Raw genomic sequence first — 21254 nt, 5'->3', positions numbered from 1 at the left:
ATGCCGGGACACCGTCTCAGACGTTGAGAGTGCCCTTGGTGCTGGGGACCTGGCCGGCCATCCTCGGGTCGGGAGCCACCGCGATCCGCAGCGCCCGCGCCAGAGCCTTGTACTGGGCCTCGCAGATGTGGTGCGGGTCACGTCCGGCCAGCAGCCGCAGGTGCACGCACAGTCCGGCGTTACTGGCCAGGGACTCCACCACGTGGTAGGTCATCGACCCCTGGTAGGCCACGCCGGAACCGCCGATCCGCACCGTGATCTGGGACTCCGGCTCCCCGCTGCACACCACATAGGGCCGGCCGGCGACGTCCACGACGCACTGGGCCAGGGCCTCGTCCAGGGGCACCATGGCGTCCCCGAAGCGAGTGATGCCGGATTTGTCGCCGAGGGCCTGGGCCAGTGCCTGACCCAGCCCGATCGCGGTGTCCTCGACGCTGTGGTGACCGTCGATCTCGAGGTCGCCGGTGGTGTGGATCTCCATGTCGATGCCGGAGTGCTTCGACAGTGCGGTGAGCATGTGATCGTAGAAGCCGACCCCGGTGGAGATGGTGGACTCACCGGTGCCGTCCAGATCGATGGAGACGTCGACCTGGGACTCCGAGGTGTTGCGGATGATGTGTGCGGTACGGCTCATCAGGACTGTCCTTGGGAGGAGATGCGGACCTGCTTCTTGGAACTGATCGCCTCACCGGCGGGGGCGGGCATCATCTCGGCGTGCCGGCAGACCTCCAGGACGGCACCTTCGAAGGCGTCCACCTCGGCTGGGGTCCCCGCGCAGACCCTCAGATAGCCCTCGGGTCCGACCTCGCGGATCAGCACGCCGTGGGCCAGGAAGTCCGCCCACACCGCGTGCCGGTCGGCGAACCGGCCGAAGAGCAGGAAGTTCGACTGGCTGGGCACCACGTCGAAGCCGTGCAGCCGCAGCCACTGTTCCATCTGGGCGCGGGTCTGGCGCAGCTCGTCGACCCGGGCGAGCATCTCCGGGGCGTGCCGCAGAGCCACCTGGGCGACCGTCTGGGTGGTCGCCGAGAGGTGGTAGGGCAGCCGCACGATTCGTAGCGCATCGATCACAGCAGGTGCCGCGACGGCGTATCCGACCCGGCCACCGGCCAGCGCGAAGGCCTTGGACAGCGTCCGCACCACGATCAGCCTGCCGTACTTGGGCAGCAGCGCGATGGCCGAGTCCTCCGGGGTGTCGTTGAACTCCTGGTAGGCCTCATCGACCACTACCAGGGCATCGGTGCCGGCGCACACCTCGTCGATGACGGCGACCGGGGTGGCGGTGCCGGTCGGGTTGTTCGGGGAGGTGATGAGGACCACATCCGCCCCGGACTCGGCGATCGCCGAGAGGACCCGTGCCGAGTCCAGTCCGAAGTACTCGTCGCGGGGGGAGGTGACGTAGTCGGTGTGGGTGTTACGGGCGTACTCGGGGTACATCGAGTAGGTCGGGGTGAAGGTGAGCAGGGTGCGGCCCGGCCCGCCGAAGGCCTGCAGGATCTGGGTCATCACCTCGTTGGAGCCGTTCGCCGGCCAGATCTGGTTGCCGCCGACACCGAAGCCGATGTACTCCGCCAGATCGGCGCGCAGCCCCTCGGCCTCGCGGTCGGGGTAGCGGTTGAGCCCGCCGGCCTGCTTGGCGATCGCATGGGCCATGTCTCGGCGCACCGCCTCGGAGGGCGGGTAGGGGTTCTCGTTGACATTGAGGCAGACCGGCACGTCGAGCTGGGGGGCACCATAGGGCTCCTCCCCCACCAGCTCGGGACGCAGCGGCAGCTCGGCCAGGGTGATCGGGTTGACCCGGGCGATCGGCTGGCCCGGGAGCCGCTCGGAAGTGTCCTGGTTCTGGGAGCTCACAGACCCCTCCTGATGGTGATGGCATTGGCATGTCCCGGCAGGTTCTCGGCCAGCGCGAAGGCCTCCACGGGGGACGACAGCTGGTCCAGGGCGCGCTGGGAGTAGTTGATGACGTGGACGGCCTTCATGAAGCTGCGCACCGAGAGCCCCGAGGAGTAGGCCGCCGATCCGGCGGTGGGCAGCACGTGGGTGGAACCGGCCGAGTAGTCGCCCAGCGAGACCGGGGACCAGGGGCCCACGAAGATCGCCCCGGCGTTGTGCACCCGGGCCGCCACCTGTTCGGGGTCGGCGGTCTGGATCTCCAGGTGCTCGGCACCATAGCCGTCGACCACCTTGAGGCCCTGCTCGATGTCTCGGACGAGCACGATCGCGGACTGGGCCGAACCCAGCGAGGTGCGGATCCGCTCGGAGTGCGTGGTGGCCGCCACCATCGGCTCCAGCTCCGTGCGGACCTGCTCGGCCAAGGCCGGTGAATCGGTGACCAGCACCGCAGCGGCCAGCGGGTCGTGCTCGGCCTGGCTCATCAGATCGGCGGCCACCAGCCTCGGGTCGGCGGTGTCGTCGGCCAGCACCGCGATCTCGGTGGGGCCTGCCTCGGAGTCGATGCCGACCACCCCTCGCAGGTAGCGCTTGGCGGCCACCACGTAGACATTGCCCGGGCCGGTGACCATGTCCACCCTGGGACACAGTCCCGGCACCCCGTAGGCGAACATCGCGATCGCCTGCGCCCCGCCGACGGCGTAGACCTCGTCGATGCCGAGGATGTCGCACAGCGCCAGGATGTTGGGGTGCGGCAGTCCGCCGAGCTCGGCCTGAGGGGGCGAGGCCACCGCGATCGAGGAGACCCCGGCCACCTGAGCCGGCACGACATTCATGATCACACTGGAGGCCAGTGGGGCGAACCCGCCGGGCACGTAGAGACCGACCCGCTGGACCGGGATGATGCGCTGGGCCACGGTGGCCCCGGGGGCCACCTCGACGGGCTCGGCGGAGCTCTCCAACTCCGCCTCCTCGCAGACCGTGCGACGCCGGCGGATCGACTCGGTGAAGGCGGATCGGAGGGTCGGGCTGAGCTGGCTGGAGGCCCGGGCAAGCTCATGGACCGGGACCCGGAGCTCCTCGGGCTCGACATGATCGAACTTGAGGCTGAACTCCCGCAGCGCCTCCTCGCCTCGGCTGCGCACCGCCTGGCAGACCGGCGCGATCGCGGTCATCGCCGAGTCGACGTCGACGTCGGCCCTGGGCACGACGCTGCGGTAGTCATCTGGATCGGAGGAGGTGAGGTCCACGGTTCGAATCACAGCATCAGTTTAGTGATCCGGGCTGAGCCCCGCCGAGCTGTCCGTACCGCCGCGAGCCGACCGGGCGGGCTCGGCGGAGGGCGGACGACGGCGACGCCGTGGCCGGTCCTGCCGTGACCGCTCCGCAGCATCCCACCGGACCATCGAGATCACCAGCACCGGCACCAGTGCCGCGAAGGGCCACACCAGGACCGGGGGCCAGCTGCGAAGGGCCAGGTCGATCGGTACCAGGTCCCCTGCCTTCGCACCCGAGATCCGGATCGCGAACCCTGAGGGGCCCACCAGGATCCCGATCCACCAGCAGGTCAGGCAGGCCATCAGGGCCCCGACCGCGGCGATCGGTACCACCAGCACCCCGCGCCGGGAGAACCACCACCAGGCGAGCAGGCCGAGCAGCAGCCCGGTGACCAGCCCGACCAGACAGAAACTGCTGTCGGAGGAGAAGACCTGGGCCAGACCGCGTTCGGACATGCTGGCCGAGCCGTCGGAGTTGATCCGGTAACTGGGCAGCTCGGCGACCGAGGCCCAGACCAGGCCGGACACTCCACCCACCACCAGGGACAGGATGAGGAATACCGAGATGCCCCGCAGCAGCGGGGCGTGCCGGTTGGTCCGGATCGCCGGCGGTCGGGCAGCGGTGTGGTCGGTGGGTGTCTGAGTCATGGTTGTCATCGTCCCGGGATGCAGGAGGGCCCCAGCAGAGCCTTGAGATCGGCCATCAGCGGCTGGTCGGAGGTCACCTTGAGCTCATCGGCCAGTCTGTACACGGTGGTCGCCGAGGCCTCCTTGAGTTGCAGGCGCACCTCACAGGCTCCCGGATGGGAGCGCAGCACGGTGCGCAGATCCGCCACCACCGAGGGGGTGCAGCGCCCTGCCCGCAGCGCAATGGTCAGCGGTGCATTGCCGGCCTCGGTGAGATCCAGCACGGTGATATCGGAGGCCGACATCTCGGCGGCGTCATCCCGTTCCCGGACCCGGCCGCGGATCTTGAGGATGGTATCGACCGCCAGCAGCGGCTCGACCCGCTGGTAGACCTTCGGGAAGCAGGCGACGGTGATCGCCGAGTCCAGGTCCTCCAGCGTCAGGGAGGCCCAGATGTCGCCGTTCTTGGTGGTTCGACGCAGCACCTGGGTCACCATCCCGGCGATGGTGTACTGACCCTCGCGCGGCCCGTCGGGAGCCATCAGGGTGGCGATCGGGATGTCCCGCTCGGCCTCCAGGGCAGCCTCCAGACCGTGCAGCGGATGGTCCGAGACGTAGAGCCCGAGCATGTCTCGCTCGAAGGCCAGGGTGGTGCGCTTGTCCCAGTCCTCGGTGGGCACCACCCGCTCCACCCCGAGCTGGGCGGGTTCTCCCCCGCCGCCCATCCCGAACAGGTCGTCCTGGCCGTTGGCCTCATTGCGTTTGAGGTCGATCACGGCGTCCACCGCCGGTTCGAAGACACTCATCAGGCCTCGCCGGGAGTGGCCCATCGAGTCGAAGGCGCCGGCCTTGATGAGGGACTCGATGGCCCTCTTGTTGCACACCTCGATGGGCATGTGATCGAGGAACTCGAAGAAGTCGCCCGCCGGGCCGTACTCGTCGCGGGCGGCGATCATCGAGTCGACCAGGTGCTCGCCGACATTGCGGATCGCTCCCAGCCCGAACCGGATGTCGGTGCCCACCGCCGTGAAGGCCAGCGAGGAGGCGTTGACGTCGGGGGGCAGCACGTTGATGTGCTTGGCCCTCATGTCGGACAGGTAGAGGGCCATCTTGTCCTTGTCGTCGCCGACGCTGGTGAGCAGCGCGGCGCCGTACTCCGCCGGGTAGTTGGCCTTGAGGTAGGCCGTCCAGTAGGACACCAGCCCGTAGCCGGCGGCGTGGGACTTGTTGAAGGCGTATCCGGCGAAGGGCACCATGACATCCCACAGCGCCTTGATCGACTCGTCGGAGTAGCCGTTCTTGCGCATCCCGGCCTGGAAGGGCACGAAGTTCTGGTCCAGGATGTACTTCTTCTTCTTGCCCATCGCCCGGCGCAGCAGATCGGCGCCGCCCAGGGTGTAGCCCGCCAGCTTGCGGGCGATCGACATGATCTGCTCCTGGTAGACGATCAGGTGGTAGGTCGGGGCCAGGATCTCGTCGAGGGCGTCCCGCAACTCGGGATGGATCGGGGTGATGGGCTGCCGGCCGTTCTTGCGCTCGGCGTAGTTGATGTGGGCGTTGGCACCCATCGGGCCGGGCCGGTAGAGGGCGATCACGGCAATGATGTCGTCGAAGCTGGTGGGCTTCATCAGCCGCAGCAGCGAGCGCATCGCGGTGCCATCGAGCTGGAAGACGCCGAGCGTGTCGCCGCGCGACAGCAGCTCGTAGGTGTTCCTGTCGTCCAGCGGAAGTTTCTGGAGGTTGACCTCCTCGCCCCGGTTGGCCTTGATGATCTTGAGGCAGTGGTCCATGATGCCGAGGTTGCGCAGGCCGAGGAAGTCCATCTTCATCAGCCCCATCTCCTCCAGCTGGGGGTAGGCGAAGCCGGCGATGATGGTGCCGTCCTTGTCGCGACGGTGCATCGGGACCAGGTCGAGCAGTTTGGCGCTGGACAGGATGAAGGCGCAGGCGTGGACGCCGGTGCCGCGGATCAGCCCCTCGATACCGCGGGCGGTGTCGACGATCTTGTGGACATCGGGGTTCTCCTCGTAGAGGGCCCTGAACTCACCTCCCTCGGCGTAGCGGGGGTCCTTGGGGTCGAAGATCTTCGAGAGCGGGACCCCCTTGCCCATCACATCGGGGGGCATCGCCTTGGTGATCTTGTCGCCCAGCCCGAAGGGGTAGCCGAGGATCCGGTTGGCGTCCTTGACGGCGTTCTTGGCCTTGATCTTGCCGAAGGTGTTGACCTGGCTGGTGTACTCCTTGCCGTACTTGTGGGTGACGTAGTCGATCACCCGGTCGCGCTGGCGGTCGTCGAAGTCCAGGTCGATGTCGGGCGGGTTCACCCGCTCGGGGTTGAGGAAGCGCTCGAACAGCAGATCGTGTTCCAGCGGGTTGATCTGGATGATGTCGGTGAGGTAGGCGACCATCGATCCGGCCGCCGACCCGCGGCCCGGCCCCACCGGCACTCCCATCGACCGGGCCGCCTCGCAGATATCGGAGACCACCAGGAAGTAGGAGGAGAAGCCCAGCGGCTCGATGGTGGCCAGCTCGGTCTGGACCCGTTCGAGCACCTCCTTGGGGGGATGGGGTCCGAACTTCTCGGCCAGCCCCTTCTCGAGCTTCTTGCGCAGCCAGGACTCCTGGGTCTCGCCCTCGGGGACGTCGAACTGTGGCATCCGGTCGACGTAGCTGAAGACCTCGTCATAGGGCTCGATCATCTCGGTGAGGGCCAGCGTGTTGTCGCAGGCCTCGGGATGGTCGGGGAACAGCTCGCGCATCTGCTCGGAGGTCTTGATGTAGTAGCCCGAGCCGTTGAAGCGGAACCGGTTCGGGTCATCCTTGTTGCGCCCCACTCCGACGCACAGCAGCGAGTCGTGGGCGTCGGCCTGGTCCTCGGTGACGTAGTGCGAGTCGTTGGTGGCCAGCAGCGGGATCCTGAGCCTGGCGGCCAGCTTCAGCAGGTCGGCCCGGACCTCCTTCTCGATCGGGACGCCGTGATCCATCAACTCGCAGAAGTAGTTCTCGGCCCCGAAGATCTCCTGGTAGGCGCCGGCGGCGGCGCAGGCCTGGTCGAACTGGCCCAGCCGCAGCCGGGTCTGGACCTCGCCCGAGGGACATCCGGTGGACCCGATGACTCCCTCGCTGTAGGTGGCGATGAGCTCACGGTCCATCCGCGGCTTCATGTAGTAGCCCTCGTAGGAGGCCAACGAGGAGGCCTTGAACAGGTTGTGCAGACCGGTGGCGTTCTTCGCCCACAGGGTCATATGGGTGTAGCGGCCGCCTCCGGAGACGTCCTTGCCGCCCTCGGAGTCCGGGTCCCCGCTGGACCCGCGGCCCCTCCCCCAGAACTCCTGGACCCGCGAGAACCTGGAGCTCGGGGCGACATAGGCCTCCACCCCGATGATCGGCTTGACCGCCGGGTTCTTGTCACCGTCGTACTTCTTGGCCAGCTGGAAGAACTCGTAGGCCCCGAACATGTTGCCGTGGTCGGTCATCGCCACTGCGGGCATCCCCTGACGGGCCACCTCGGCGAACAGCTTGTCGTTGCTGGCAGCACCGTCGAGCATCGAGTACTCGGTGTGGGTGTGCAGATGGACGAAGTCGGACCGTGCCACGGATACACCTCTCGGGTCGGGATCGGGATCACGATAGCCCCCCGAAGCCGACCGAGGGGTTCCGGAACCCTGCTGGGTCGACCACCGCGCTGCCGAGCGGCTCATATGCTGGGCTCATGTCCAGTGAATCACTGACCCGAAGGCTCAGAGCCCTGTGGTGGCTCCCGTTGGTCAAGGGGGTGCTGGCACTGGCGGCCGGGGTGATGGCTCTGGTGTGGCCGGATCCCACGATGGCGGCCCTGGTGGTCGTGCTGGGCATCTATGTGCTGGTCGACGCCGTGCTCAACCTGGTCGACTCCAGGCTGCTGGCCGGCCTTCCCGGGAGGCGGGCCCTGGTGTTCTTCGGGATACTCGGCCTGCTGGCCGGCGGGTTCATGGTCTGGCACCCGGGACCGGCGATGCGGGTCGTGGTGGTCCTGGTGGGCGCATGGGTGCTGCTGCTGGGAATGTTCCTGCTCGGGGTGACCCTGGTGCTGGTGCCCTTCAGCCGACGGGCCTGGATCTCCTCGCTGCTCGCCGGCGTGGTGTGCCTGGGCCTGGGGGTCGCGGCGCTGACCCGTCCGGGGTTCGGGGTGACGGCGATGGGATGGCTGATCGGAATGGGAGTGATCGCCTACGGCGGTGCCCACATCGGCCTGGCGCTGGGGTTGCGTCACCTCACCGCCGTGATCGGCAGGGGCGCTGGCCCGGCCGGGTCCGGCACCGTGATCGAGGGCGAGGTGGTCTCCGACCACGGTGAACCCGAGGCGCCCTCCGATGATCCGCAGATCACCGGAGGGCGCTGATCGGTCCTTGCCCGTCGGCGATCAGACCATCAGCTGACGGGTGGAGGGATCGATCGGGCGAGGCAGCACCGAGCGGCTCCCCGACAGGTAGGCGTCCACCCCGTTGGCCGCCGAACGGCCCTCGGCGATCGCCCACACGATCAGCGACTGGCCGCGACCGGCGTCCCCGCAGGCGAAGACTCCTGGCACCGAGGTGGAGAAGTCCTTGTTGCGGACGATATTGCCGCGACCATCCAGGTCCAGGCCGAGCTCGGAGACCAGACCCTCCTGCTGGGGGCCGGTGAAGCCCATCGCCAGGATCACCAGCTGGGCGGGCAGCTCCCGCTCGGTGCCCGGAACCGGTACGAAGGAACGTCCCTCCCGGCGCACCTCGGTGACCTGGAGGGCACGCACCCTGCCCTGCTCGTCGCCGACGTACTCCATCGTGTTGGTGGCGTAGACCCGCTCGCCGCCCTCCTCATTGGCGCTGGCCACCCGGTAGATCATCGGGTAGGTCGGCCAGGGCTGGCCCTGCGGACGCTCGGCCGGCGGATGGGGCATGATCTCCAGCTGGGTCACTGAACGGGCTCCCTGGCGCAGTGCCGTGCCCAGGCAGTCATTGGAGGTATCGCCGCCGCCGATGATGATGACGTCCTTGTCGGTGGCCACCACCTGGTCGGGGATCTCGGCGCCGTGCACCACCTTGGTGTTCTGCGTGAGGTAGGACACCGCCTGGTGGATCCCCTCCAGCTCGCGGCCCGGTGCTCCCAGGTCGCGGGGGGTGGTCGAGCCGATGGCCAGCACCACGGCATCGAACCGCTCGCGCAGCTCCTCGCCGGTGATGTCGACGCCGATCTCGACGTTGGTCTTGAAGACCGTGCCCTCCAGGTCCATCTGCTTGACCCGGCGGTCCAGGACCGCCTTCTCGAGCTTGAACTCGGGGATGCCGTAGCGCATCAGGCCGCCGATGGCGTCGGCCCGTTCGTAGACGACCACGGTGTGGCCGGCCCGGGTGAGCTGCTGGGCCGCTGCCAGTCCGGCGGGTCCGGAACCCACCACTGCCACCGTCTTCAAGGAGTGCCAGTCGGGAACCTCCGGAATGACCCGGCGGTCCTCCCAGGCCTTGTCGATGATCGAGACCTCGATGTTCTTGATGGTCACCGGGTCCCGGTTGATCCCCTCGACGCAGGCGGTCTCGCAGGGTGCCGGGCACAGCCGCCCGGTGAACTCCGGGAAGTTGTTGGTGGCATGCAGCCGCTCCAGGGCCTCGCGCCACTCGTCACGCCAGATGAGATCGTTCCACTCCGGGATGAGATTGCCCAGTGGACAGCCGCTGTGGCAGAACGGGATGCCGCAGTCCATGCAGCGGGCCGCCTGTTCGGTGATGATCGGCAGCAGGGCCCGTCCGGGCGTTCCCGGGTAGACCTCCTCCCAGTCCTCCAGGCGCTCGGCGACAGGACGGCGTTCCGCCACCTGTCGGGGGTACTTGATGAATCCGCGCGGGTCAGCCATTGGAAGCCTCCATCAGCAGCTCAGTCGTTGCTTCCTCGTCCAGTTTGAGATCCCTGGCCTGGTTGGCCACCTTCAGCAGACGAGCGTAGTCACGGGGCACCACCTTGGTGAAGGCGGCGGCCAGCGCCTCGTCATCGGCGGCCAGCAGGTCGGCTGCCACGGTGGACCCGGTGGCCTCCTGATGAGCTGCCAGCAGCTCGCGGACCCGCACCAGATCGGCAGCCTCCAGGGGCAGACCGTCGACCATCTCCGGGTTGAGACGGGTCGGGTCCAGGTGCAGCACCCAGGCGGTGCCACCCGACATACCCGCGGCGAAGTTGCGCCCGGTGGGTCCCAGCACCAGGGCCTCGCCACCGGTCATGTACTCGCAACCGTGGTCACCGACCCCCTCCACCACCGCGGTGGCCCCGGAGTTGCGCACGCAGAAGCGCTCGCCGACCACTCCGCGCAGGAAGATCTCACCGCTGGTGGCACCGTAGCCGATGACATTGCCGGCGATGATCTGCTCCTCGGGGCGGAACACGACGCCTTCGGGCGGGGTGACGATGATCCGTCCTCCCGACAGTCCCTTGGCCACGTAGTCATTGGCGTCGCCGATCAGCTTGAGGGTGATGCCGGCCGGCAGGAAGGCGCCGAAACTCTGCCCGGCGGTGCCATCGAAGGTGAGGTTGATGGTGCCGTCCGGAAGTCCCCTGCCATCGGTGGCCAGCGTCACCCGGTTGCCGAGCATGGTGCCGACGGTGCGATCGACATTGCGGATCGGGAGCCTCTCGGTCACCGGCTCGCCGCGCTCCAGGGCGGGGGCGGCCAGCTCGATGAGGGAGACGTCGAGGCTCTCGTCGATCTCGTGGTCCTGGTCGATGCGATGGTGCAGGGTCTGGCCGAAGGGCACCTCGACCTGGGCCAGCACCGGGGACAGATCCAGCCCACGGGCCTTCCAGTGGGTGATACCCGAGCGGGCCCTGAGCACCTCGACATGGCCGACCGCCTCCTCCACCGAGTGGAAGCCCAGCTCCGCGAGGTACTCGCGGACCTGGCGGGCCATGAACATGAAGAAGGTGACGACGTGGTCGGGGTCACCTGCGAACTTCTTGCGCAGCTCGGGGTTCTGGGTGGCGATGCCGACCGGGCAGGTGTCGGAGTGGCACTTGCGCATCATGATGCACCCCTCCACCACCAGGGCGGTGGTGGCGCAGCCGTACTCCTCGGCTCCCAGCAGCATCGCGATCATCACGTCGCGGCCGGTCTTGAGCTGACCGTCGCACTGCACCACGATCCTGTCGCGCAGCCCGTTGATCAGCAGGGTCTGCTGGGTCTCGGCCAGACCGAGCTCCCACGGTCCGCCGGCATGCTTGATGGAGGTCAGCGGGGCTGCGCCGGTGCCACCGTCGTGGCCCGAGATCAGCACCACATCCGCCTTGGCCTTGGAGACCCCGGCGGCCACTGTTCCGACCCCGGCCTCGGCGACCAGCTTGACATGCACCCGGGCGCGCGGGTTGGCGCACTTGAGGTCATGGATGAGCTGCTTGATGTCCTCGATCGAGTAGATGTCATGGTGCGGGGGCGGGGAGATCAGCCCGACTCCGGTGGTGGCGTGCCGGGTCCGGGCGATCCACGGGTAGACCTTCGGGCCGGGCAGCTGTCCGCCCTCCCCGGGCTTGGCTCCCTGGGCCATCTTGATCTGCAGGTCATCGGCGTTGACCAGGTAGTCGCTGGTGACCCCGAAGCGCCCGGAGGCGACCTGCTTGATGGCAGAGCGGCGTGATGGATCGTGCAACCGCTCAGGGTCCTCGCCGCCCTCGCCGGTGTTCGACTTGCCACCGATCCGGTTCATCGCGATCGCCAGGGTCTGGTGGGCCTCCATCGAGATCGAGCCGTAGCTCATCGCGCCGGTGGCGAACCTCTTGACGATCTCGGTCTCCGGTTCCACCTCATCGATCGGGATCGAGGGCCGGTCATGGCTGAACTCCAGCAGCGAGCGCAGCGTCATGAGGTGTGAGGAGTTCTCGTCGACCAGGTCGGTGTAGCGCTTGAACTGGTCGTAGTCGGCCGTCCGGGTGGCCTGCTGGAGGCGGAAGACCGTCTCCGGGTTGAGCAGGTGCTCCTCACCCTCGCGACGCCACTGGTACTGACCGCCCACCGGAAGGGTGCGGTGCGGCAGCCTCACCCCCGTCTCGGGGTAGGCGCGGCGGTGACGCAGCGCGATCTCGGCGGCGATCTCGGTCAACCCGATGCCCTGGATCTGGCTGGTGGTGCCGGTGAAGTACTCATCGATGAAGGCCTGGGACAGGCCGGTGGCCTCGAAGATCTGGGCCCCGGTGTAGGAGGAGATGGTGGAGACGCCCATCTTGCTCATCACCTTGAGCACCCCCTTGCCCAGCGCCTTGTAGACGTTGTGGATGGCGGCATCGGGATTGACCTTGACGAAGGTCTCGTGGCGTGCCATGTCCTCGGCCGTCTCGAAGCACAGGTACGGATTGACCGCCGATGCGCCGTAGCCGATCAGCAGGGCGACGTGATGGACCTCGCGGACATCGCCGGCCTCCACCACCAGGCCGACCTGGGTGCGGGTCTTCTGGCGCACCAGGTGATGGTGCACCGCCGAGGTGAGCAGCAGGGAGGGGATCGGGGCCAGCTCGCGGGTGGCGTGCCGGTCGGACAGCACGATGATCCGTGCGCCCTCCTCGATGGCCTCCGAGACCTCGGCGCGGATCTCCTCGAGCCGGGCGGCCAGTCCCTCGCCGCCCAGGTCGATCTGGAACAGCCCGCGGACCACATGGGTCTGATGTCCCGGATGGGTGCCGTCGGCGTTGATGTGGACGATCTTGGCCAGCTGGTCGGAGTCCAGGATCGGATAGTTGATGACCAGCTGGCGACAGGAATCCGGGCCGGGGGCCAGCAGATTGCTCTCAGGCCCGATGGAACCGGTCAGGGAGGTGACCAGTTCCTCGCGGATCGAGTCGAGGGGCGGGTTGGTCACCTGGGCGAAGAGCTGGGTGAAGTAGTCCCACAGCATCCGCGGCTTGTTCGACAGCACCGCCAACGGTGTGTCGTTCCCCATCGAACCGAGCGCCTCGGCGCCGTTGTTGGCCATCGGGGCGATCAGCACCCGCTCGTCCTCGTTGGTGTAGCCGAACAGCTGCTGGCGTCGGGTCACCGAGGAGTGGGAGTGGACGATGTGCGGACGGTCGGGGATCTCGTCGAGGTTCATGGTCCCCTTGAGCCACTCCCCGTAGGGGGCCCCGTCGGCCAACGTCTCCTTGATCTCGGCGTCGTCGACGATCCGGTGGTCCGACAGGTCGACCAGGAACATCCGGCCCGGCTGAAGTCGGCCCTTCTGGACGATGTGCTCGGCGGGAATGTCGAGGACCCCGGACTCGGAGGCGAAGACCACCAGGCCGTCGTCGCTCACCCAGTAGCGCGCCGGCCGCAGACCGTTACGGTCCAGCACCGCGCCGATCTGATTGCCATCGGTGAAGGTGACACAGGCCGGGCCGTCCCAGGGCTCCATCAGGAAGGAGTGGAAGGCGTAGAAATCACGCAGTTTGCGATCCATGTGGACGCTCTTCTGCCAGGCCTCCGGGATCATCATGAGCACGGCGTGGGGCAGGCTTCGGCCGGCCAGGTGGAGCAGCTCGAGGACCTCGTCGAAGGATGCCGAGTCGGACCCGCCGGGAGTGCAGATCGGGTACAGCCGGGACAGCTCGCCGGGAATCAGATCGGATTTCAGCAGCGCCTCGCGGGCACGCATCCAGTTGCGGTTGCCGGCCACCGTGTTGATCTCGCCATTGTGGGCGATCATCCGGAAGGGATGGGCCAGCTCCCAGGTGGGGAAGGTGTTGGTGGAGAACCGGGAGTGCACCAGGGCCAGGGCGCTGGTGAAGTCCTCGTCGCCGAGTTCGGGGAAGACCTCCTCGAGCTGATTGGTGGTGAGCATCCCCTTGTAGACCAGGGTGCGCGCCGACAGCGAGGCGAAGTAGACCCCTGCCTCGTGCTGAGCGCGGCGCCGCAGCACGAAGGCCAGCCTCTCCAGGTCCATCCCGACCCGGCCATCGCGGGCGCTGATCAGCACCTGTTCGAAATGCGGCATGGTCGACAGCGAGATCGGCGACAGGGTCTCGGTGCGCACCGGGACCTCACGCCATCCGAGGACCTGAATGCCCTCGTCGGCGGCGATCAGCTCGATGACGGCGCGGGATCGGGCCCGCTTGGCCTCGTCGGCGGGCATGTAGGCCATCCCGACCGCGTAGGAACCGGGCTCGGGAAGCCTCAGGCCGGTGACCCGCCGGAGGAAGGCGTCGGGGATCTGGACCAGAATTCCTGCACCATCACCGGCAGCCGGGTCGGCGCCGGTGGCGCCACGGTGATCCAGATTGCGCAGCACCTCGAGGGCCTGCTCGATGATCCGATGACTGGCGACACCGGTCATCGTGGCGACGAACGCGACGCCGCAGGCGTCATGCTCGAAGGAGGGGTCGTACAACCCCTGCTTGGGGTGATGGCCAAAGGTCATCTGGGTCTCCTTTCAGACTCCACCCGGCGCGGTGGGCTCGCAGCTCCACAGCTTCGCTGAGGAACTATCTCAGGGTTCAGAACCGCCCGCCCGGAGCAATGCCAGCCCGGGCCAATCCATCAGCACGGCGCGGGTATTCCTCACAGTGCCACAATGTGCCCACTGGATGAAACGCATGTCCGCAATCTGACATAGCGGTTGATCACTCCTGCGCATCGCCGGGCTCATCCGGCCCAGCCTCCGGCGAGTCGTCCGCGACGCCGGCCGAGACCGGTCTGGGATCGGCACCGGGACGGAACCTCAGCAGCCAGCAGAACCAGATCAGCCCGATGACGAAGACGATCACGGCGGTGTACGAGTTGAGTCGCCATCCGCCGTAGTGGTTGGCCGGATCGATGCGCAGCCTCTCCACCCAGAACCTGCCGAAGGTGTACACCACGACGTACAGCGCGAAGATCTTACCGCGCTCCAGACGCCAGCGCCGGTCCACCCACAGCAGGAACAGCGCACCGGCGACATCCCAGATCAACTCGTAGAGGAAGGTCGGGTGGAAGGTCTGGTACTGCAGGTACCCCAGCGGTCGGTGGGCCGGGTCGATCTGCAGCCCCCATGGCGCGGTGGTGGGTCTTCCGAACAGCTCCTGGTTGAACCAGTTGCCCAGCCTCCCGATGCCCTGGGCCATCAGGATGCCGGGGGCCAGCGAGTCGGCCATCGGGGCGAAGGTGAGGCCCCGCCGGTGGCAGGCCCACAGCACCCCGATCGCCCCACCGCTGATCGATCCCCAGATCCCCAGCCCGCCCTGCCAGATGTAGAAGGCGTGGTACCAGGTCCTCCCGGGGCCGAAGTACAGCTCGTGGTCGGTGATGACGTGGTAGATCCGGGCTCCGATGATCCCGCAGATCACAGCCCAGATCGCCACCGACTCGAAATCCTCGTCGGACCCGCCGCGGCCGCGGTAGCGCCGCTGTCCGATCAGGTAGGCCACCACGATCCCGGCCAGCAGGCACAGCGCGTAGATGTGGATCGTCACCGGCCCGATCGAGAACTGGCTGAAGGAGGGGCTGGGGATCGACAGCACAGTTCGCGGCAGGGCCGCAGCCGGCGGGGAGGCAGGGTTCACCGGGCTGCCTCGGTGACCCGGGCGCGCCGCACCCCGGCGGCCAGGTCGTCGACGATGGTGCGCATCCGGGCGATCCCGGCCGCAACCCCCTCGCCCGACTCGTCGGCCTCGACCAGGGTGCGCACCAGGGCCGAGCCGACGATGACGCCGTCCGCGAAGGCACCGATCTCGGCGGCCTGGTCCCCGTTGGAGACTCCCAGACCCACTCCGACCGGGATCTCCGGGTCGACCTGTTTGACCCTGGCCACCAGTTCGGGGGCGGCATTGGAGGTCTTGGTGCGAGCCCCGGTGACCCCCATCACGCTGGTCGCGTAGACCCAGCCGCGGCAGGCCTGCACCGTGCGGGTCAGACGCTGCTGGGTGGAGGAGGGCGCCACCAGGAAGATCCGGTCCAGGCCGTGGGCGTCGGAGGCCTCGAACCACTGCCCGGCCTCGTCAGGGGTCAGATCCGGGGTGATCAGTCCCGATCCGCCGGCGGCCGCGAGGTCGCGGGCGAAGGCCTCGACCCCGTAGTGCTCGATGAGGTTCCAGTACGCCATCACGACGCAGTGGGTCCCGGTGGAGGCCACCGCCTCGGCGGCACGCAGCGCGTCTCGGGTGTGCACCCCGCGGGCCAGCGCGGTGGTGGTGGCGTGCTGGATGACGGTGCCGTCCATCATCGGGTCCGAGTAGGGCAGCCCGATCTCGACCAGGTCGACCCCGACCCCCTGGGTGCCCTCGGTGAGGGCCTTCATGGCCTTCAGGGAGTCGTGCACATTCGGATGGCCGACCGGCAGGTAGCCGACCAGGGCCGGTCGGTTCTCGGCTCGTGCGGCCCGGTAGGCCCCTGCACTGCTGCTCACTTCATGCCTCCTGTCGTGGCGTCGACGCTGCCGTCGAGGCCGAACCACTTCAGTGCGGTGTCGACGTCCTTGTCGCCACGCCCGGAGATGGTGATGATGATCACCGGCGGCCGGCCGTCCTTGCCCTCCAGGTCCTTGCTGATCTGCATGGCCCCGGCCACCGCGTGGGCCGACTCGATGGCCGGCATGATCCCCTCGGTGCGGGTGAGGATCTCCAGAGCCTCCATCGCCTGGTCGTCGTTGATGGGCAGGTACGTGGCCCGGCCGGTGCGCGCCAGCCAGGAGTGCTCGGGGCCGACGCCGGGATAGTCCAGGCCTGCAGAGATGGAATGGGACTCGATGGTCTGGCCGTCCTCATCCTGGAGGATGTAGGTCCGGGTGCCGTGCAGCACCCCGATCGAACCGCCGGTGATCGACGCCGCATGGCGTCCGGTGGCCACTCCCTCGCCGCCGGCCTCGAAGCCGAACAGCTTGACCCCCGAGACGCCGATGTACTCGGCGAAGGAGCCGATGGCATTGGAGCCGCCGCCGACGCAGGCGCAGATGGCATCGGGAAGTTCCCCGGTGATCTCCAGGATCTGGGCGCGCGACTCGGTGGAGATCACCCGCTGGAACTGCTTGACCATCTTCGGGAAGGGATGCGGGCCGGACGCCGTGCCGATCAGGTAGTGGGTGTCGGAGACATTGGTGACCCAGTCGCGCATCGCCTCGTTCATGGCGTCCTTGAGGGTCTTGGAGCCGGCCTCCACGGCGACCACCTCGGCACCCAGCAGCTGCATCCGGGCGACGTTGAGAGCCTGCCTGTCGGTGTCGACCTTGCCCATGTAGACCCGGCACTTCATGCCGAGCATCGCCGCCACCGTGGCGGTGGCCACCCCGTGCTGACCGGCCCCGGTCTCGGCGATCAGCCGGTGCTTGCCCATCCGGCGGGCCAGCAGGGCCTGGCCCAGCACATTGTTGATCTTGTGGGAGCCGGTGTGGTTGAGGTCCTCGCGTTTGAGGAAGACCCGCGCGCCGTGGCAGTACTCGGCGAACCGGTGCGCCTCGGTGAGCGGGCTGGGCCGCCCGGCGTAGTTGCGCCGAAGATCATCGAGCTCGGCATGGAAGTCCGGATCGTCCATCGCCTGGTCGAAGGTCTCCTCGAGCTGGTCGAGGGCGGCCTGCAGCGCCTCGGGGACGAACCGACCGCCGAACTGGTCGAAGTGGCCGGTGGCATCGGGCATCTGGGGTGCGGTGGATCCGGGAGATGTGGAAGGCGTGCTGGAAATCATGTTCTCGCGTTCACTAGACGAATGCCCGCCGTGACGACGGGAGGGGTTGTCGGGGGGGCTGATCAGGAGCCGGTGGCCCGGGAGATCTCGGCGAGGAATGCTCCGGGATCCCCGGAGCGCACCAGCGCCTCACCGACCAGGATCGCGTCGGCACCGGCCTGGCTGGCCGACACGGCGTCCTTCAGGGTGAGGATTCCGGACTCGGCCACCTTCACCGCCTCCTCGGGCAGCAGGCCCAGAAGGGTGCCGAAGTGCGAGGTGTCGACCTGCAGGGTCTTGAGGTCACGGGCGTTGACCCCGATCAGCCGGGCGCCCAGTTCGGCGGCCCGGTGGGCCTCCTGGGGGGTGTGCACCTCGACCAGCGGGGTCATCCCGAGGCTGACGGCCAGCCGGTACAGGCCGGCCAGCTCGCGGTCCTCCAGTGCTGCCACGATGAGCAGCACGAGGTCGGCACCATGGGCGCGGGCCTCCAGGACCTGGTACTCGGTGACGACGAAATCCTTGCGCAACACCGGGATGGAGACGTGTCCGCGCACCTGGTCCAGATCGGCCAGGGTGCCGCCGAACCGTCGTTGCTCGGTGAGCACGCTGATCGCCGCTGCCCCGCCGGCCTGGTAGCGCCGCGCCAGGGCCGCCGGGTCGGGGATCTCGGCCAGTGCCCCCTTGGAGGGGCTGGACCGCTTGACCTCCGATATCACCGACAGCCCCGGGCGTCTCAGTCCCGGCAGCGGGTCCAGTGGAGCGGCGACCAGGTCGATGGCCCCTCGCAGACTGGCCTCGCTGACCAGCAGTTGGCGCTCACGCAGATCGGTGAGCACCCCGGCGATGATGCCGTCCAGGACGGTTCCGGTCGGCCGGGGGGTGCCGGGCGCGGAGATACCGGGCTGTCCGGGTGTGATTGCCGACATCGGCACCTCTCAGTAGCTCTGGCCGTAGCCGAGGGCCTTGAGGACCAGCACTGCCACGATCGCCAGCGCCACCAGGGCACCTCCGATGATGCACAGCACCCAGTTGGGCCCGGCCATCGCACCGACGGTGGCGATGACGAAACCGACGACGGCGATGGCTGTCCCGGTCCAGGCGGCGGGGCTCTTCCCATCGGGGTACGTGCGACCCTTGCTGGCTGTCACCGTGGTGGCGGTCTCGCGGCTCATGGCTCCTCCTGGAAGGCGTGATGTCTGGCGTGCATCGGTCGGATGGCGCGGTGCGCCCCCTACGCTCGGCACTGTAGCGCGCAAGAACGCGGCGCCGGGGGCTGATCGCCGAGTGGTCAGTTGCTGCCCCGGCCCTCGGATGTGGCAGGGGGGTCGTGTGCGGTGGGGTCCTCTCCCCGGTCCATCGCGGCCCACACCTGACGGGGGTCGTCCTCGGCGCTGATCGGTCGCAGGTCATGTGTCCGGCTGAACCGTGATGCCCTGGCCGGCCAGCGGGCCGCCCACACCGCCAGCGCCAGACCGTCCAGGGCCATCACTGCCGCCGCGACCACCGCCAGCCAACCGGCAGCCAGCAGCGGGCTCGCCGACCCCGAACCGGTGGCGACACCATGCCTGGCCCATTCGGCGGCGCTGAACTGGGAGTCCAGCCCGATCCCGACCACCGTCGCCACCCCGACCAGGACCAGCAGTATCCCGACCAGCCGGCGCCCGGTGGTTGCCGTCACCAGCAGCAGGGCGCAGCCGGCCAGCCCCAGCATGCCCAGCCCGTCGACCAGCCCACCGGTGAGCTGGGAACCGCTGGCCGAGACCGCACCCACCCGCCGCCAGGCCTGACGGGAGGCGGCGATCACCAGCACCGCACAGACTGCGGGAAGCCCCATCAGAACCGCCCTCGGACCCCTCGGCAGGGTGTCAGTGCTCACCAGCTGCTCAGCTCTGCTGGTCGCGGTGGCGCACCCAGGCCTCGGCCCCGCGCACCGCGTCGACCACCGCCGCGGCCTTGTTCTCGCACTCGCGGTTCTCATTGGCCCCGACCGAGTCCAGCACGATGCCGGCTCCGGCCTGGATCCTGGCCACCCCGTCGACCAGCACCGCAGTGCGGATGGCGATCGCGCAGTCGGAGTTGCCGTTGAGGTCGAAGTAGCCGACCACTCCCCCGTAGACACCCCGGCGGGTCTTCTCGAGGACCTCGATGATCTGCATGGCGCGGATCTTCGGGGCTCCCGACAGGGTGCCGGCCGGGAAGCAGGACAAGGTGACATCCAGCGCGTCGACCCCCTCCGCGGGGACGCCGGTCACCGCAGCCTCCAGGTGCATCACTCGCGAGTACCGCCCGACATGCATGAACTCAGTGACATTGACCGTCCCCGGTCTCGAGACCCGGCCGATGTCGTTGCGACCCAGGTCGACCAGCATGGTGTGCTCGGAGCGCTCCTTCTCGTCGGCCAGCAGCTCGGCCTCCAGTCGCTGGTCCTCGGCGGCAGTGGCGCCGCGCGGGCGGGTGCCGGCGATCGGATGGGTGGTGGCCACCCCATCGGTCATCGTCACCAGGGCCTCCGGAGAGGATCCGATCACCGAGAACCCGGGCAGCCTCAGCAGATACAGGTAGGGGCTGGGGTTGTAGCGGCGCAGCTGCCGGTAGATGTCCAGGGCGTCGGCGGCGGTCGGGATGTCGAACCGCTGACTGGGCACCACCTGGAAGATCTCGCCGTCCCTGATCTGCTCGATCGCGGTGTCGACCATCCCGGCGAACTGTTCGGGGGTGCGCTGGCGGGTGATGGTGACATCGGCCAGCCCGTGGTCGACCCCGGCCAGGCTCTGGTGGGGCCGGCAGATCTGGTCGGCCATCTCCTCGATGCGTCCGACCGCCCGGTGCCAGGCGGCCTCCACCCCATCGGGGTCGGCGCCGGGCCGGTACTCGTTGGAGATCAGCCACAGCTCACCGCTCCGGTGGTCGACCACTGCCATGTCGCCGACCAGCATGAAGCACAGTTCGGGAAGGTGCAGGTCGTCGACGGTGTCGTCACCGATCTGCTCGATGCGGCGCACGATGTCGTAACCGAGGTAGCCGATGAATCCGGAGGTGAGCGGCGGCATACCGGCCTCGCGCGGTGACTGCAGGCTGGTGAGCGCCCCCTTGAGGGCGGCCAGCGGGTCCTCCTCGGCCTCCAGTCCGGCGACCGGGGTACCGATCCAGCGGGCCGTCCCCTGGTCGGTGGTGAGCGCGGTCTCGCAGCGCACCCCGATGAAGGACCAGCGCGACCAGATCCCGGCGTCGGCCGACTCGAGCAGGAAGGTGAGCTCGCGGCGGTCGCACAGCTGGTGGTAGACGCCGACCGGGGTGACGTCGTCGGCCACCAGCCGGGCGTGCACCGAGATGACCCCGCGATGCGGATCGGCGGCCAGCCGGCGGAACTGCTCGAGGGAGGGCTCGACGATCAGACCGTGGCGCAGTGGCCGGGTCCCGGTGACGGCCGTCATGCCGTGGCCTCAGCGGTGGCGGGGCGCTCGGAGAGCAGCAGGTCGGCGTCGAAACAGCTGTGATCACCGGTGTGGCATGCGCCACCGGTCTGGTCGACGACCAGCAGGATGGTGTCCCCGTCGCAGTCCAACCTGACCTCCCGGACATGCTGGGTGTGTCCCGAGGTCTCCCCCTTGACCCAGTACTCCTGGCGGGAGCGCGACCAGTAGGTGGCCCTGCGGGTGGCCAGCGTGCGGGCCAGTGCCTCGTCGTCCATCCAGGCCAGCATCAGGATGTCGTGGCTGCCGGCCTCCTGGACGACGGCCGGAACGAGTCCGGCATCGTTGCGCTTGAGGCGGGAGGCGATCGAGGGGTCCAGTGGCATGGCTCTCATTATGGTCGCTGACCGGCTGGGGTGAGGAATCAGCCGGCGGCCGGAACAC

Annotated in this window: 16 protein-coding genes; 1 reads left to right on the top strand and 15 read right to left on the bottom strand. The window is 68.4% G+C overall.

The window, feature by feature from the left end:
- Window positions 1–16: 16 nt before the first annotated feature.
- From hisB to dnaE, 5 genes are read right to left on the bottom strand one after another with little or no spacing between them, the layout of a single operon-like run.
- On the bottom strand, window positions 17–637 hold the full coding sequence (hisB, locus tag G554_RS0103845) for an imidazoleglycerol-phosphate dehydratase HisB (RefSeq protein WP_154654165.1): 621 nt from the start codon (window positions 635–637) through the stop codon (window positions 17–19).
- Window positions 634–1806, bottom strand: coding sequence for a histidinol-phosphate transaminase (locus tag G554_RS14530; RefSeq protein WP_036924530.1), 1173 nt, complete (start codon window positions 1804–1806; stop codon window positions 634–636). The genes hisB and G554_RS14530 overlap by 4 nt, the downstream gene beginning before the upstream one ends.
- Window positions 1807–1850: 44 nt before the next feature.
- Complete coding sequence (gene hisD / locus G554_RS0103835; RefSeq protein WP_027586873.1) at window positions 1851–3155, bottom strand: histidinol dehydrogenase; 1305 nt, start codon at window positions 3153–3155, stop codon at window positions 1851–1853.
- A 9-nt stretch (window positions 3156–3164) separates the two neighbouring features.
- Complete coding sequence (locus G554_RS14525) at window positions 3165–3818, bottom strand: hypothetical protein (RefSeq protein WP_071162146.1); 654 nt, start codon at window positions 3816–3818, stop codon at window positions 3165–3167.
- 5 nt (window positions 3819–3823) lie between these two features.
- Window positions 3824–7393, bottom strand: coding sequence for a DNA polymerase III subunit alpha (gene dnaE, locus G554_RS0103825; protein ID WP_027586872.1), 3570 nt, complete (start codon window positions 7391–7393; stop codon window positions 3824–3826).
- 116 nt (window positions 7394–7509) lie between these two features.
- On the opposite strand from dnaE, the gene G554_RS0103820 reads away from it, so the two are divergent.
- Window positions 7510–8178, top strand: a complete 669-nt coding sequence (locus G554_RS0103820) for an HdeD family acid-resistance protein (RefSeq protein ID WP_084648293.1) — start codon at window positions 7510–7512, stop codon at window positions 8176–8178.
- Window positions 8179–8199: 21 nt separating this feature from the next.
- On the opposite strand, the gene G554_RS0103815 is transcribed toward G554_RS0103820, so the two are convergent.
- The 10 genes from G554_RS0103815 to hisI form a co-directional block, all read right to left on the bottom strand.
- On the bottom strand, window positions 8200–9669 hold the full coding sequence (locus tag G554_RS0103815; protein ID WP_027586870.1) for a glutamate synthase subunit beta: 1470 nt from the start codon (window positions 9667–9669) through the stop codon (window positions 8200–8202).
- Entirely contained in the window at window positions 9662–14182 is a 4521-nt protein-coding gene (gltB, locus tag G554_RS0103810) for a glutamate synthase large subunit (protein ID WP_027586869.1), read from the bottom strand. Before gltB ends, G554_RS0103815 begins: the two co-directional genes overlap by 8 nt.
- A 202-nt stretch (window positions 14183–14384) precedes the next feature.
- On the bottom strand, window positions 14385–15260 hold the full coding sequence (gene lgt, locus G554_RS14520) for a prolipoprotein diacylglyceryl transferase (RefSeq protein WP_425393335.1): 876 nt from the start codon (window positions 15258–15260) through the stop codon (window positions 14385–14387).
- Window positions 15261–15298: 38 nt separating this feature from the next.
- Window positions 15299–16144 carry a tryptophan synthase subunit alpha gene (trpA, locus tag G554_RS0103800; RefSeq protein ID WP_027586868.1) on the bottom strand — a complete coding sequence of 282 codons (846 nt, stop codon included), beginning with the start codon at window positions 16142–16144 and terminating at the stop codon, window positions 15299–15301.
- Window positions 16141–17415 (bottom strand): tryptophan synthase subunit beta, encoded by a 1275-nt coding sequence (trpB, locus tag G554_RS0103795; protein WP_051232385.1) that lies wholly within the window; start codon window positions 17413–17415, stop codon window positions 16141–16143. Before trpB ends, trpA begins: the two co-directional genes overlap by 4 nt.
- A 62-nt stretch (window positions 17416–17477) precedes the next feature.
- Entirely contained in the window at window positions 17478–18323 is an 846-nt protein-coding gene (gene trpC / locus G554_RS0103790; protein ID WP_051232383.1) for an indole-3-glycerol phosphate synthase TrpC, read from the bottom strand.
- Window positions 18324–18332: 9 nt separating this feature from the next.
- On the bottom strand, window positions 18333–18569 hold the full coding sequence (locus tag G554_RS0103785; RefSeq protein ID WP_027586865.1) for an HGxxPAAW family protein: 237 nt from the start codon (window positions 18567–18569) through the stop codon (window positions 18333–18335).
- Between the two features lie 116 nt (window positions 18570–18685).
- On the bottom strand, window positions 18686–19273 hold the full coding sequence (locus G554_RS0103780; RefSeq protein WP_027586864.1) for a Trp biosynthesis-associated membrane protein: 588 nt from the start codon (window positions 19271–19273) through the stop codon (window positions 18686–18688).
- Window positions 19274–19280: 7 nt separating this feature from the next.
- Window positions 19281–20831 carry a chorismate-binding protein gene (locus tag G554_RS14515; protein WP_051232381.1) on the bottom strand — a complete coding sequence of 517 codons (1551 nt, stop codon included), beginning with the start codon at window positions 20829–20831 and terminating at the stop codon, window positions 19281–19283.
- The gene (gene hisI, locus G554_RS0103770; protein ID WP_036924491.1) at window positions 20828–21196 is read right to left on the bottom strand and encodes a phosphoribosyl-AMP cyclohydrolase; all 369 of its coding nucleotides are present in this window, start codon (window positions 21194–21196) and stop codon (window positions 20828–20830) included. Before hisI ends, G554_RS14515 begins: the two co-directional genes overlap by 4 nt.
- Window positions 21197–21254: the final 58 nt, after the last annotated feature.

Origin of the sequence: Acidipropionibacterium thoenii DSM 20276 (assembly GCF_000423445.1) — a bacterium.
Taxonomy (GTDB): domain Bacteria; phylum Actinomycetota; class Actinomycetes; order Propionibacteriales; family Propionibacteriaceae; genus Acidipropionibacterium; species Acidipropionibacterium thoenii.
The sequence above is the reverse complement of the archived record's forward strand: the minus strand, read 5'-3'. Positions and strand labels throughout refer to the sequence as shown.

Coding starts and splice junctions, on each gene's coding strand:
- G554_RS14525 (WP_071162146.1), bottom strand. CDS start 3,818: ATGACTCAGACACCCACCGACCACACCGCTGCCCGACCGCCGGCGATC.
- G554_RS0103820 (WP_084648293.1), top strand. CDS start 7,510: ATGTCCAGTGAATCACTGACCCGAAGGCTCAGAGCCCTGTGGTGGCTC.
- G554_RS0103815 (WP_027586870.1), bottom strand. CDS start 9,669: ATGGCTGACCCGCGCGGATTCATCAAGTACCCCCGACAGGTGGCGGAA.
- gltB (WP_027586869.1), bottom strand. CDS start 14,182: ATGACCTTTGGCCATCACCCCAAGCAGGGGTTGTACGACCCCTCCTTC.
- trpB (WP_051232385.1), bottom strand. CDS start 17,415: ATGATTTCCAGCACGCCTTCCACATCTCCCGGATCCACCGCACCCCAG.
- trpC (WP_051232383.1), bottom strand. CDS start 18,323: ATGTCGGCAATCACACCCGGACAGCCCGGTATCTCCGCGCCCGGCACC.
- G554_RS0103785 (WP_027586865.1), bottom strand. CDS start 18,569: ATGAGCCGCGAGACCGCCACCACGGTGACAGCCAGCAAGGGTCGCACG.
- G554_RS14515 (WP_051232381.1), bottom strand. CDS start 20,831: ATGACGGCCGTCACCGGGACCCGGCCACTGCGCCACGGTCTGATCGTC.
- hisI (WP_036924491.1), bottom strand. CDS start 21,196: ATGCCACTGGACCCCTCGATCGCCTCCCGCCTCAAGCGCAACGATGCC.